Origin of the sequence: Thioalkalivibrio sp. ALJ2 (assembly GCF_000378325.1) — a bacterium.
In the GTDB taxonomy this organism is placed as follows: Bacteria; Pseudomonadota; Gammaproteobacteria; order Ectothiorhodospirales; family Ectothiorhodospiraceae; genus Thioalkalivibrio.
This window is the reverse complement of the sequence record NZ_KB899554.1, coordinates 382,596-395,651: the sequence shown is the minus strand read 5'-3', so window position 1 is coordinate 395,651 and position 13,056 is coordinate 382,596. Positions and strand designations below refer to the sequence as shown.

Here is a 13,056-nt window from a genome sequence, read left to right as displayed (position 1 = left end):
GTCGCGTAGTCGACACCCGGTCCTTGCACAGGCCGTGCCATATCGGGAAAACGGAGCCAGATCGGCTTTTCACAACACCTGTTGCAGGTGAACGACGCCAGCACGCACAAAAGCGGTGCGCACTAAAAGTGCACACGCACCATATTGGGTCAAGGAATGATAAATCTGTGACCGGCCGCACGGCCGGGGTCGAGGCGAACTAGGACAGGAACCGACGCAAAGGGATCAGGTAGAGGCTGGCAGGGTGCCGCGTTCGACCACGATGCCGACCTCGGCCACACCGGCGACCGCGCCGGGCTTGCCCAGCTCGATGCGCACCCACGGGGTGCGAAACTCGGCCATCAGGGCCTCCGCGATCTCCTCGGCCAGGGATTCCAGCAGCGCGTGGGGTTCGCGCGTGACGATCGCGCGCACGGCATTGGCCACCGCCTCGTAATCGACCGTGTCCGTGATCTCGCCCGAATGCGCAGCGATGCGCGTGTCGGTAGCTAGCTGGATATCAAAGCGCAGGGGGCGCTGGATGCGCTGCTCCCAATCATAGACGCCGACGACGGCATCAATGCGCAGATCCTTGAGGTAGATTCGATCCATCCCGTACCTTTGCGGTCCGGCCCTGGCGGCCGGCGCCTATCGTACTGGCTTGCCCACAGCAGGTACACCGAACCGGTATCATGGCGCGGCAGCTTCCCAAGGACATTCCTGATGCCCGAGCGCTTTCACGATCTGCCCTGGCCAGACAATCCGGAAGGGTCACCCCGAAAGGTGGGCGTGGAGATCGAGATGGCCGGCGTCTCGCTCGAACGCATGGCCGAGGCCATCCGCGCCGAGTTCGGCGGGCAGGTCCGCTGCGAAAGCCCGTTCGTCGCCCGGGTCTGCGATACGGACCAGGGTGATTTCCAGGTGGAGCTGGATGCCCGGGTACTGAAGGACCGGGCCTATCGCAGCCACCTGCGGCGGCTGGGCATCGAGCTCGACGACACCGACGAGGCGGCGCTCGACCGCTGGCTGGCCGATGCCGCCGGGCGCCTGGTACCGCACGAGATCGTCGCACCACCGATACCGGCCTCGGCGCTTCCCCGGTTGGATCGCGTTCGGGCCGCACTGCAGGAAGACGGTGCCCTTGGGACCGAGCGCTCGCTGCTCTACGCGTTCGGGCTGCAGCTCAATATCGAGGTCCACAGCACCGATGCCGCCTGGATCCTCGATGTCCTGCGGGCCTTCCTGCTGCTGTACGAGATGCTGACGAACGCGGGCGAGATCGACCTGGCCAGACGCCTGTCGCCCTACATCCGCGCATTCCCCGGCACCTTCGTCCGCGAGACCCTGAACCCGGACTTCCAGCCGGACCAGGGGGAACTGATCGACCATTACCTCGCGCACAACACCACGCGTAATCGGCCGCTGGACATGCTGCCGCTGTTTGCCGAACTGGATCAGGAGCGGATCGACGCGGCCCCGGTCGAACATGAGCTGGTCAAGGCCCGGCCCGCGTTCCACTATCGTCTGCCCAACTGCGAGATCGACGATCCCGAATGGAGCCTGGCCCACCCCTTTAACGGCTGGGTCGAAGTGGAACGGCTCGCCGCGGACCGGGAACGCCTGCAGCGGATGAGCCGTGAATACCTGGAACGCCCCACCCAGGCACTGGGTCGCTGGGCCGACGACTGGGCCAGGAAGCTGCGTGGCTGGTTCTGAGTACGACACCATGAGCAACGCCGGACCGGCGCGGCGTCCGGTGGTCGCGATCACCGGACCCGACCAGGGCGGAGGCCCCGCCTGGCTGTTCACCGCGCTGGCCGTCTGGCGCGCCGGCGGTCGACCCCTGCGCGTACGCCCCGGCAAGCCGCGCCCCCATCAATCGTTCGACGCACTGGTGGTCGGGGGCGGTGCGGATGTCGATCCCGAACTGTACGGGGAGTCGCTGCCTCAGGGCCCGAACCCCGAGGCCATTCGCGGCGCGGAACGGCGCCTGTCGCAGCGGCTGATCGGGTACCTTTTCTATCCCGCGCTCTGGCTGCTGCGGCGGCTGTTCCAGTCGCATGGCGGCGTGCTGGATGTGGAACGTGACCGGCTGGAGAAGGCGCTGATCCATCGCGCGCTGGACGAGCACCGTCCTGTACTGGGGATCTGTCGCGGGATGCAGCTGGTCAACGTGGTGCGCGGCGGGACGCTACAGCAGGATCTGGCCGAGTTCTATGTCGAGACCCCGCAAGCGCGCAGTCTGCTGCCGGTCAAGCCGGTCATGCTCGATGGCCGCAGCCATCTGGCCGAGATACTGGGCGCGGGCACGATCCATGTGAACGCGCTGCACAATCAGGCGGTGGACCAACTCGGCCAGGGGATGCGGATCGTCGGGCGCGAGGAGACGGGCGTCGTCCAGGCGATCGAGGCCGAAAACGGCTGGTGCATCGGCGTGCAGTGGCACCCCGAATACCTGCCGCAGAAGACCCGCCACCAGCGCCTGTTCCGTGCGCTGGTGGCGGCCACCCAGTCGATCTGATCAAGCTTCCAGGGCCCGGGCCGGGCCAAAGAACTCGAAGAAACAACGCTCGTCCGGCACACCCAGTTCACGCAACTGCTGACGCACCTGCCGCATAAAGGGCGTCGGCCCCAGGAAGTAGACGTCGACCTCCGTGCGATGCGGGAGCCACTCGGCGAGCTTCTCCTGAGTCAGGAAGCCCGTCGCGTCGGCGGCGTCATCGGCCCCGGGCTCGCTGTAACAGAAGTACGGGCGCAGGTGATCGTGCTCCCGTGCCCTCGCCTCAACCTGCTCGCGAAAGGCATGGACCCCGCCGTGGCGGGCGCAATGGATGAAGTGCACCCGGCGCCCAGCCTCCAGTGCCGGCTCCAGCATGGCCATGGTCGGGGTAATCCCCACACCCGCCGAGATCAGGGCCAGCGGACGACCGCTTTCGCGCAGGACGAAATCTCCGGACGGCGGGGTAAGCTCCAGTACATCGGCCTCCTGGATGCGGTCGTGCAGAAAACGCGATACCCGGCCTTCCGGCTCCCGTTTCACGCTGATGCGCAACCCGTCCGCGCCCGGCGGGATGGAGAGCGAGTAGTTTCGGCGCAGCTCTTCGCCATCAATGTCGACCTTCAGCCCGATGTACTGGCCGGGCTGGAACGGGGGGGCCGGCCCGCCGTCCTGGGGTTCCAGATAGAACGAGGTGATCTCCTCGCTCTCCGGCACCTTGCGCCGCACGACAAACGAACGCAGTCCGCGCCAGCCGCCCGCCTGCGCCTCGGCCTGCTGATAGGCATCCTCCTCGGCAGCGATCAGGATATCCGCCAGCTGCTGGTAGGCCGCACCCCAGGCCTCCAGCACGGCATCGGTCGCGATCTCCTCGCCCAGCAGCTCGCGCATTGCCCGCAGCAGGCACTCACCCACAATCGGGTAGTGCTCCGGCTGCACCTGCAGCGACACATGCTTGTTCACGATCTGCCCGACCAGCGGGCCCAGGGCCTCCATCTCGTCGATGTGCCGCGCGTACTGCAGCACCGCATTCGCCAGCGCCCGCGCCTGCTGGCCGCTCGCCTGATGGGCCTGATTGAACAGGGGCCGCACCTCGGGGTAATCGCGAAACATGATGCTGTAGAAGTGGCGGGTCAGGTCCTCGCCCCCGGATTCCAGGATAGGGACGGTCTTCTGGATGATGGCCTTGTGGTCGTCCGACAGCATGTATATCTCCTTATGTTGCTTTGCGCATGCAGCTTTATACGGAAGCGGGAATCCGCCGTCAAACGATGCATACTCAATGCACCTTAAAACCGGGTACCGTCACCTCAGGCGCCTGCCTCTGTCACGGTGGTAAACTGCGCGCCCGCATTCCTCAACAGCCAGAACCGCCATGGATACCCAGACGGCCCATTCCGTAGCCCATGTCCTGATCGAGGCGCTGCCCTATATCCAGCGCTTCGCGGGCAAGACGATCGTGATCAAGTACGGCGGCAACGCCATGACCGAGGACCACCTGAAGGCCTCGTTCGCGCGCGACATCGTGCTGCTCAAGCAGGTGGGCGTGAATCCGGTGGTGGTACATGGCGGCGGCCCGCAGATCGGGCAGCTGCTGGAACGGCTGGGCAAGCAGACGGAGTTCGTCAACGGCCTGCGCGTGACCGACCGCGAGACCATGGACGTGGTGCAGATGGTGCTCGGCGGGATCGTGAATCAGGAGATCGTCTCGCTGATCAACCGCTTCGGCGGGCGCGCGGTGGGCCTGACCGGCAAGGACGGCCAGATGATCCGCGCAAACCCGCTGCGCGACTACGGCGCGTCCGAGGGTCAGCCGACCGTGGACCTGGGGCACGTGGGCGAGGTCGAGGGCGTGGACCCGGCGATCGTGCATACACTGGATGACAGCGACTTCATCCCGGTGATCGCGCCAATCGGCTTCGATCGAGAGGGCAAGGCCTACAACATCAATGCCGACACGGCGGCCGAGAAGCTCGCAGTGGTGCTGGACGCGGAAAAGCTGTTCCTGCTGACCAACACCCCGGGGGTACTGGACGGCAACGGGGAACTACTGCCCAAGCTGTCGGCCCCGCAGGTGGACGAGATGATCCGCGACGGGACGATCCACGGCGGGATGATCCCGAAGATCCGCTGCGCGCTGGATGCGGTGCGCAGCGGCGTCAATGCCACGCATATCGTCGATGGCCGCGTGGAACACGCGGTGCTGCTGGAGCTTCTGACCGACGAGGGCGTGGGCACCCTGATCAGTCGCTAGACCGACGGACGTTTACGGGCGTTTCTAGCCTTCGCCGTTGCCGACCAGGCGCTGATAGTCCTCACGGTCCAGATCCAGCCTCTGCTGGATGGCGGCAAGGCGGTCTTCCTGCCCCCGGCGGTACGCGCGCTCGCGGTCAATACGCGCCTCCAGATCCTCCAGCTGCACCTCGAAGCGTGCGCGCGCCGAAGCCGACTCGCTGGATTCATACTGACGACGAATACGTTCGCGCTCGCGCAAGAGCGTGATCTCCTGCGCCTCGGAGCGCGCGATATCCCCGCCAATGGCCGCCACACGGCGCGCGCGCAGCTCTTCGATCTCGTCCAGATTCTCGTAGGCCTGACGCAGCTGACGCTCGCGCGCCGCCTGGTCGGCCCGCGCCTGGCGCGCGGCCTCCAACTCCTGCTGCGCACGTTCCTGTTCGGCCCGGGCCTGCTCACGCTCCTCGGCGGTAGGGGGAGCGGGTATGATCTCCCGCATCAGGCCACGGGAATCAAACACGCGGCGCTCGCGCTGGCTGGCCTCGGGCTGTGGGGTGTTCGAGTAATGCACGGTGCCGTCATCATCGACCCAACGATAAATATCCGCGTGCGCCGGCAGCGCCAGCACCAGTGCCAGCCCCCCCCAAAAAACGCCGCGCCACCACACGGAACCGCGCTTTCTGCCCCCTGACATGACCATACTCGAACACCTCGGCCTGCTCTTCATCGCCATCCTGGCGAATGGATTCTCCGCCCTTGCGGGCGGCGGGGCCGGCCTGTTGCAGTTGCCGGTCCTCATTTTTCTGGGACTCCCCTATCCCGTTGCCCTGGCCACACACAAGATCGCCACCGTCGCGCTGGGCGCCGGGGCCAGTCTGCGGCACCTCAAGCAAAGCACATTCGAACCGGCGCGCCTAGCCGTCATTCTCGCGGCCGGTCTTCCTGGGGTGCTGATCGGTGCCTGGCTGGTATTGGGAATCCCTCCACGGGCCGGCGAGATCGCCCTGGGCCTGCTGACAATTGCCCTGGGCTGGTACTCCTGGCGCCGGCCGCAACTAGGGCAGGCCGTGCGCGAGACCGACAAGACCCTGCAGCACGCCGTGATCGGCGCACTGGGGCTGTTCATCATCGGCATCCTGAACGGCTCGCTGGCCTCCGGCACCGGGCTGATGGTGACGCTCTGGCTGGTGAGCTGGTACGGGATGAGCTACACCCAGGCGGTTGGATACACCATGGTGCTGGTGGGGCTGGTCTGGAATGGCGCCGGGGCCCTGTTGCTCGGCACCTTCGGCACCGTCCAGTGGGACTGGCTGCCGGCGCTGCTGGTCGGCAGCTTCATTGGCGGCTATCTGGGGGCGGCCCTGGCCCACCGCTACGGCAATCGACTGGTCAAGCGGACGTTCGAGGTGGTGACCGTGCTGACCGGGATCGCGCTACTGGCCCCGGTGCCCTGATCACGGGCGAACACGCAGACAAAAAGAAGCCCCGCACGAGGCGGGGCTTCCGTTAGCGGCACATCTTGCAGCCGATCAGGCGGACCGGGCCTCGCGCTCGGCCTTGGCTTCCGCCTTGGCCTCGTCGCTGTCGTCGTAGCCGATGTTCGGCGCGAGCCAGCGCTCGGCATCTTCGAACGACATGCCCTTGCGCTTGGCGTAGTCCTCGACCTGGTCGCGGTTGACCTTGCCCAGACCGAAGTAGCGCGACTCCGGATGGGCGAAGTACCAACCGGACACGGCCGAGACCGGCAGCATCGCGTAGCTCTCGGTGAGCGTCATGTCCGCGTGCTCTTCGGGCTGCAGAAGCTCCCAGAGCGTGCCCTTCTCGGTGTGCTCGGGGCAAGCCGGGTAGCCCGGGGCCGGGCGAATGCCCTGGTACTTCTCGTCGATGAGGTCCTCGTTCGGCAGCGACTCGTCCGGGACATAGCCCCAGTAGTGCTTGCGCACGTACTGGTGCATGCACTCGGCAAAGGCCTCGGCCAGGCGGTCCGCCAGGCTCTTCACGAGGATCGCGTGATAGTCGTCGTTGGCCTTCTCGTATTCTTCGGCCTTCGCGTCGACATCGCCACCGGCGCTGACCGCAAACGCACCCAGGTAGTCCGGGCCACCGGCCTCCTTCGGCATCAGGAAGTCGGCCAGCGAGTGGCTCGGCTGCCCCCGGCGCTTCTCGGTCTGCTGACGCAGGTGGTGCAGCTTCTTCAGCACCTGCGAGCGGCTCTCGTCGGTATAGACCTCGATGTCGTCATCATTGATGGTGTTCGCCGGGAAGAAGCCGACCACTCCACGCAGGGTGACCCACTTCTCCTCGATCATGCGATCGAGCATCTCCTGGCCATCCTTGAACAGCTTGCGCGCCTCTTCGCCCACCTTCTCGTCATCGAGGATGCGCGGGTAGGCGGCGTGCAGCTGCCAGGAGTGGAAGAACGGCGTCCAGTCGATGAAGTTCTTCACCTCGTTCAGGTCGAAGTCGTCGAAGCGCAGCAGCACGGAACCGTCGCCATGCGGGTGCAGCACCTTCGGCTCGCCCGGCAGCTGGTCGGTCTCCAGCGCCTTCGGCTTGGTCGGGGTGTAGCTGGACCAGTCGATCTGCGGCTTGTTGGAACGCGCCTTCTCCAGGGTGACCCACTGGGTCTTCTTCTTGCGCCCGGCGTTCTGAACGCGCAGTTTTTCGTACTCCTCGCGGATCTCGGCGGCGTACTTCTCGCGCAGCTCGGGGCTGATCAGGCTCTGGGCCACGCCCACGGCACGCGAGGCGTCCTTCACCCAGACCACCGGGCCGGAGTAGTTCGGCTCGATCTTGACCGCGGTATGGGCGCGCGAGGTGGTGGCACCGCCAATCATCAGCGGTGTACTCATGCCTTCGCGCTCGAGATCGGCGGCGAAGTTGGCCATCTCCTCCAGCGACGGGGTGATCAGGCCGGACAGGCCGATGACGTCCACATCGTGTTCCTTGGCGGCCTTCAGGATCTCGGCACCCGGCTGCATCACGCCGATGTCGATCACCTCGAAGTTGTTGCACTGCAGCACGACGCCGACGATGTTCTTGCCGATGTCATGGACGTCGCCCTTCACCGTGGCCATCAGGATCTTGCCGTTGTTCTCGGTGCCGGTCTTCTCGGCCTCGATGTACGGGATCAGGTGGGCCACGGCCTTCTTCATCACGCGCGCGGACTTGACCACCTGCGGCAGGAACATCTTGCCCTCGCCAAACAGGTCGCCGACCACGTTCATGCCGTCCATCAGCGGGCCCTCGATCACCTGGATCGGGCGGTCGTACTGCTGGCGTGCCTCTTCGGTATCCTCGACCACGTAGGTGTCGATGCCCTTGACCAGGGAGTGCTCGAGGCGCTTGGTGACTTCCCATTCACGCCACTCGAGGTTCTCTTCCTTCTTGCCGCCGCCCTGGCCCTTGTACTCCTCGGACAGGTCAAGCAGCCGCTCGGTCGCGTCATCGCGACGGTTCAGGACAACGTCCTCGACCGCTTCCTTCAGCTTCTCGTCGATGTCGTCGTAGACCGCCAGCTGGCCGGCGTTGACGATCCCCATGTCCATACCCGCCTTGATGGCGTGGTACAGGAACACCGCGTGGATCGCCTCGCGCACCGGCTCGTTGCCGCGGAAGGAGAACGACACGTTGGACACGCCGCCGGAGACCAGCGCGTGCGGCAGGTCCTGCTTGATGCGACGGGTGGCCTCGATGAAGTCCACGCCGTAGTTGTTGTGCTCCTCGATACCGGTCGCGACCGCGAAGATGTTGGGGTCGAAGATGATGTCCTCGGCCGGGAAGCCGACCTTCTCGGTCAGCAGCTTGTAGGCGCGGGTGCAGATCTCGACACGGCGGTCCTCGTTATCGGCCTGGCCGTCCTCGTCGAAGGCCATGACCACGATCGCGGCGCCGTAGCGACGGCACAGCTGGGCCTGCTTGATGAAGTTTTCCTCGCCCTCCTTCATGGAGATCGAGTTGACCACCGGCTTGCCCTGAACACACTTCAGGCCGGCCTCGATGATCTCGAACTTGGAGGAGTCGATCATCACCGGCACGCGGGCGATGTCCGGCTCGCCGGCCAGGAGGTTCAGGAAGCGCACCATCGCGTCCTGAGACTCCAGCATCCCCTCGTCCATGTTGATGTCGATGATCTGGGCGCCGCCCTCGACCTGGTTCAGCGCGACTTCCAGCGCGACGTCGAATTCCTCGTTCTGGATCAGACGCAGGAACTTGCGCGAGCCGGTCACGTTGGTGCGCTCGCCGACGTTCACGAACAGCGAGTCGTCGGTGATGTTGCACGGCTCGAGACCCGACAGGCGGCAGGCCGGCGCGATCTCCGGCACCTTGCGCGGGGCGTGCTTCTCGACCGCCTCGCGCATCGCGCGGATGTGCTCCGGCAGCGTGCCGCAGCAGCCGCCGATGATGTTCAGCATGCCCTGCTCGGCCCAGGGGCCGACGTCCTCGGCCATCTGCTCCGGGGACTCGTCGTAGTCACCGAACTCGTTCGGCAGACCGGCGTTGGGGTGCGCGGACACGTGGGTGTCGGCGATGCGCGACAGCTCTTCCACGTACTGGCGCATTTCCTTCGCGCCCAGCGCGCAGTTCAGGCCGATGGAGACCGGGTTCGCGTGACGCACCGAGTTCCAGAAGGCCTCGGTGGTCTGCCCGGACAGAGTACGGCCGGAGGCGTCGGTGATCGTCCCGGAGATCATGATCGGGAGTTCCTTCCCGAGCTCGTCTTCCAGGGTCTTCACCGCAAAGATCGCGGCCTTGGCGTTCAGGGTGTCGAACACCGTCTCGATCAGCAGCAGGTCCACGCCGCCCTCGACCAGGGCCTCGGCAGCCTCCTTGTAGGAATCGACCAGGGTGTCGAAGTCGACGTTACGCGCACCCGGGTCGTTCACGTCCGGCGAGATCGACGCGGTGCGGTTGGTCGGCCCGAGGATGCCGGCGACAAAGCGCGGCTTGTCCGGGGTCTTCTCCGTCCAGGCATCAGCGGCCTTGCGCGCGAGCTTCGCGGATTCGCGGTTCAGCTCGGGGACCAGGTCCTCCATGTGGTAGTCCGCCATCGCGATGCGGGTACCGTTGAAGGTGTTGGCCTCGATGATGTCGGCGCCGGCCTCGAGATAGTCGTTGTGGATCTGCTCGATGATGTCCGGACGGGTCAGCGACAGCAGGTCGTTGTTGCCCTTCAGATCGGACTCCCAGTCCTTGAAGCGCTCGCCGCGGTAGTCGGCCTCCTCCAGCTTGTACAGCTGGATGGTCGTGCCCATCCCGCCGTCCAGAATCAGGATGCGCTCTTTCAGCGCTTTCTCGATGTCGTTTCGCGTTGCCGTCATGTGCGGTACACCATTGTGTTGAATGGATTCATGGTCATGGCCGGGCGTCCAGGCCCGGCGGGAACCCGCCTTTGGGGCGGTGTTCCGGATATTGATGTTCGGGCCCGGTCTCCTCTTTTGCGCCCGTCGCGAGTCGTGTCACGATAGCCGTATGCAGGAGCACCCGATCCGTTGGTTTGTTACGGCCCCACAGGCCTGTCCCTATCTGGACGACCGCGAGATGCAGAGCCTGCTGGTCGACCCCGCGGTCAGCCTGGGCGGGGCGCGCTATGGGCAACTGCTCGCCGAGGGCTTTCGCCGCAGCGGCCAGTTCGTCTATCGCCACCACTGCCCGACGTGCTCGGCCTGCGTTCCGGTGCGGATCCCGGTTGCGGATTTCACACCCAGCCGCAGTCAGCGCCGCTGCCTGAAACGCAATCATGATCTCGCGGTCACAATTACGCGCCCTCCGGACCAGCCCGGGCATACGCCCTGCGCGGATCTCGACGAGCACATGCCGCTGTTCTCACGCTATCTCGCCCACCGCCATACCGGCGGCGGCATGGAACGCATGGGGCGCGACGATTACGCGGGCATGCTTAGCCACCGCAACGGTCCGGTGGATATCCTCGAATTCCGCCGGGACCACGAGCTGGTGGCCGTTGCGCTCACCGACCGCACCCCACAGGGGCTGTCGGCCATGTACAGCTTTTTCGATCCGGAGACCCCGGATCGCGGCTTGGGCACCCTCGCCGTGCTTACGCAGATCGCGCATGCCCGGCGGCAGCGCCTGCCGCATGTCTATCTCGGGTACTGGATCGACCAGGCCCCGAAGATGGCCTACAAGACCCGATTCCGGCCCATCGAGGGCCGGGTGAACGGGGTCTGGAAGCGGCTGACGACCCACCCGTAGCGGCCGCCAGCCCTCCCCGGTCGACTTACTCGGCCGGCTTGCGGAAGCGGAAGATGCCCCAGGTCAGATAACCCGACTGGCCGCCATCCACCCAGTGCTGCAGACCCTGCTTCATGCGGTCGATGTAGTCCTGGGAGATATAGCCACGCAGCTCCTCTTCGCGCGACTCCAGTTCCTGCTTCACACGACCATAATGCGTCGCGATCTGGTTGGAGTGCTCCTCGAAGCTGACCTCGTAGAGCCCCGCTTCCTTGGCCGCCTCGCGATAGAGCGAGGGGCTGGCCAGCGAGTCGAGGTGGATGCGGGCCAGGATCGGATCGAGCACGCCATCCGGGCAGTTGTCGGTCTGCATCGGATCGGTGAAGATCAGCCAGCCACCCGGCTTCAACACGCGCGCGGCCTCCTTGATCACTTCCTTTTTCTTGTCGTTCTGGCTGTGCAGGAACGAGTCCTCCGACCAGACGACATCGTAGGAGGCATCCGGCTCGTCGACCTTCTCGAAGGAGCCGTCGACCACGGTGATCTTGTGGTCGAGATGACGCGCCTTGTTGATCTCGCGATCACGCTCGTTCTCCTTCTCGGAGAGATTGAGCGCGGTCACGTCACAGCCGTAGTTCTCGACCAGGTAGCGGGCCACGCCGCCATACCCGGCACCCATGTCGAGCACGCGCCATTCCGGCTGCGGCTCGCCGAGCAGGTCGGACATATGGGCGACGGTGCGCCGGCTGGCGTCACCGATCGGCTCACCCTGGTACTCGTACATGCCGATGTGCAGGTCTTCGCCACCCCACACCAGCTTGTAGAAGGTATCGGCGTCTTCGCTGTTGTAGTAGTCGCGCGCCGTCTCGACGACGTCGGAATACTGGTTGCTCATCGGTTCTCGTCCTCGATGTAACGCTTGTCGGCGACGTGAATGAAGAAGTCCGGATCCGTCTCGCGGTAGGTTTCCTGGAAATCGCCGTAGGTCTCGATCTGCTGGAAGCCGACCTCGCGCATCAGGCGACGCACATAGGCCTTGCGCAGCGGGAACATATTCAGGAAGTACTCGGAGCCATCCGGGAAGCGGTACTGGAAGCGGGCCAGACCCTCATCCACATGCGCCGGCTGCACCTGGACGTCGTCGCCGCAGTAGTAGTACGTATGCTTGGACGAGTAGCCGTGATCCATGATGGTGTCGTAGTTGCGCTGATCAAGGATCAGCACGCCATCGTGGTTCAGGGCGGAGTAGAACTCGGCCAGGGCCTTGCGGCGGTCGTGTTCGTTGAACAGGTGGGTAAAGGAGTTACCCAGGCAGACCACCGCGTCGTAGCGGCCGTAGATGTCGCGGTTCAGCATGCGCCAGTCGGCCTGCACGGTGCGCAGGATGTGACCCCGCTTGCGACCGTTTTCGAAGGCCTTGGCCAGCATCTCCGGGGCACCATCGGCGGTCACCACATCGAAACCGGCCTCACGCAGCTGCACAGAATGGAAGCCGGTCCCGGCCGCCACATCCAGCACGCGTTTGGCGCCACGCTTTTTCAGCTCTTCGATGAAGAAGGTGCCTTCGCTCTTGGCGCGGTTATCCCAATCGATCAGGTCGTCCCACTTGTCGACAAAACCGGTGGTGTATTCGTTGAGATAGTTCTCGGTATCGCGACGTTCGGTCGGCTTCTCGCCGAAATCCTGATCATTCTTGATGTTCGCGGACATGCTGATTCCTCTTGGCTGTACTGCGTTATTCACGCGGTCCAGCCGACCTTCGGCCGGACCGCCGGAACCAAGCCCACCGGACGCCGTCGCGCACCTCGCTCGGGCGGCACATCGACGATGATCCGGACCGGGCTGACTGCGCCCGGCGATCAGGCGTCCTCTCCCGCAAGCGCGTTGTCGGGCAGCGCCTGCGGCCGGCCTAGGCCGGTTTTCCCTCGCATCCGGAAGGGCAATCGGGCCCGGATGCCGAACCGTGGTCTGGCGGGCCCACCCGCCTGGTTCGGGGAAACGGTAACGGCGCCTCGCAACGCGTCGGGTCGCGGGCGATTTGGTTCCGAAATCGTTTTAATACCCTGAAGGTTTTGCACAAAAATTACAAGTTGTTTTGCGCAAAAGTACGAGCGAGCGGCCGCCACGGGGGCCTCGAACACGGACCCCCCCCT

11 protein-coding genes are annotated in these 13,056 nt (G+C 65.2%); 5 read left to right on the top strand and 6 right to left on the bottom strand.

Annotated features, from left to right (window positions below; translation table 11 throughout):
• Positions 1 to 225 precede the first annotated feature (225 nt).
• Entirely contained in the window at positions 226 to 591 is a 366-nt protein-coding gene (gene folB / locus F468_RS0101820; protein WP_018138247.1) for a dihydroneopterin aldolase, read from the bottom strand.
• Between the two features lie 111 nt (positions 592 to 702).
• Here folB and F468_RS0101815 point away from each other — a divergent pair, with 111 nt between their 5' ends.
• Together F468_RS0101815 and F468_RS0101810 are read left to right on the top strand one after the other, a co-directional pair.
• Positions 703 to 1,695, top strand: coding sequence for an amidoligase family protein (locus tag F468_RS0101815; protein ID WP_018138246.1), 993 nt, complete (start codon positions 703 to 705; stop codon positions 1,693 to 1,695).
• A 10-nt stretch (positions 1,696 to 1,705) separates the two neighbouring features.
• Positions 1,706 to 2,500, top strand: a complete 795-nt coding sequence (locus F468_RS0101810) for a gamma-glutamyl-gamma-aminobutyrate hydrolase family protein (protein ID WP_018994516.1) — start codon at positions 1,706 to 1,708, stop codon at positions 2,498 to 2,500.
• On the opposite strand, the gene hmpA is transcribed toward F468_RS0101810, so the two are convergent.
• A complete protein-coding gene (gene hmpA / locus F468_RS0101805; RefSeq protein ID WP_018994515.1) occupies positions 2,501 to 3,682 on the bottom strand; it encodes an NO-inducible flavohemoprotein in 1,182 nt (393 codons plus the stop codon).
• A gap of 169 nt (positions 3,683 to 3,851) precedes the next feature.
• Here hmpA and argB point away from each other — a divergent pair, with 169 nt between their 5' ends.
• On the top strand, positions 3,852 to 4,730 hold the full coding sequence (gene argB, locus F468_RS0101800) for an acetylglutamate kinase (protein WP_018175158.1): 879 nt from the start codon (positions 3,852 to 3,854) through the stop codon (positions 4,728 to 4,730).
• Positions 4,731 to 4,754: 24 nt separating this feature from the next.
• Here argB and F468_RS0101795 read toward each other — a convergent pair whose 3' ends face one another.
• Complete coding sequence (locus F468_RS0101795; RefSeq protein WP_231373166.1) at positions 4,755 to 5,405, bottom strand: DUF4124 domain-containing protein; 651 nt, start codon at positions 5,403 to 5,405, stop codon at positions 4,755 to 4,757.
• Here F468_RS0101795 and F468_RS0101790 point away from each other — a divergent pair.
• On the top strand, positions 5,404 to 6,165 hold the full coding sequence (locus F468_RS0101790) for a sulfite exporter TauE/SafE family protein (RefSeq protein ID WP_018994513.1): 762 nt from the start codon (positions 5,404 to 5,406) through the stop codon (positions 6,163 to 6,165). The two genes, F468_RS0101795 and F468_RS0101790, sit on opposite strands and share 2 nt — an antisense overlap.
• Before the next feature lie 75 nt (positions 6,166 to 6,240).
• Here F468_RS0101790 and metH read toward each other — a convergent pair whose 3' ends face one another.
• Entirely contained in the window at positions 6,241 to 10,032 is a 3,792-nt protein-coding gene (gene metH, locus F468_RS0101785) for a methionine synthase (protein WP_018994512.1), read from the bottom strand.
• Positions 10,033 to 10,183: 151 nt separating this feature from the next.
• Between metH and F468_RS0101780 the strand changes: the two genes are divergently transcribed.
• A complete protein-coding gene (locus F468_RS0101780; RefSeq protein WP_018994511.1) occupies positions 10,184 to 10,924 on the top strand; it encodes an arginyltransferase in 741 nt (246 codons plus the stop codon).
• A 25-nt stretch (positions 10,925 to 10,949) separates the two neighbouring features.
• On the opposite strand, the gene F468_RS0101775 is transcribed toward F468_RS0101780, so the two are convergent.
• Both F468_RS0101775 and F468_RS0101770 read right to left on the bottom strand, forming a co-directional pair.
• Positions 10,950 to 11,798 carry a methyltransferase domain-containing protein gene (locus F468_RS0101775; protein WP_018175154.1) on the bottom strand — a complete coding sequence of 283 codons (849 nt, stop codon included), beginning with the start codon at positions 11,796 to 11,798 and terminating at the stop codon, positions 10,950 to 10,952.
• On the bottom strand, positions 11,795 to 12,613 hold the full coding sequence (locus F468_RS0101770; protein ID WP_018175153.1) for a class I SAM-dependent methyltransferase: 819 nt from the start codon (positions 12,611 to 12,613) through the stop codon (positions 11,795 to 11,797). The genes F468_RS0101775 and F468_RS0101770 overlap by 4 nt, the downstream gene beginning before the upstream one ends.
• Positions 12,614 to 13,056: the final 443 nt, after the last annotated feature.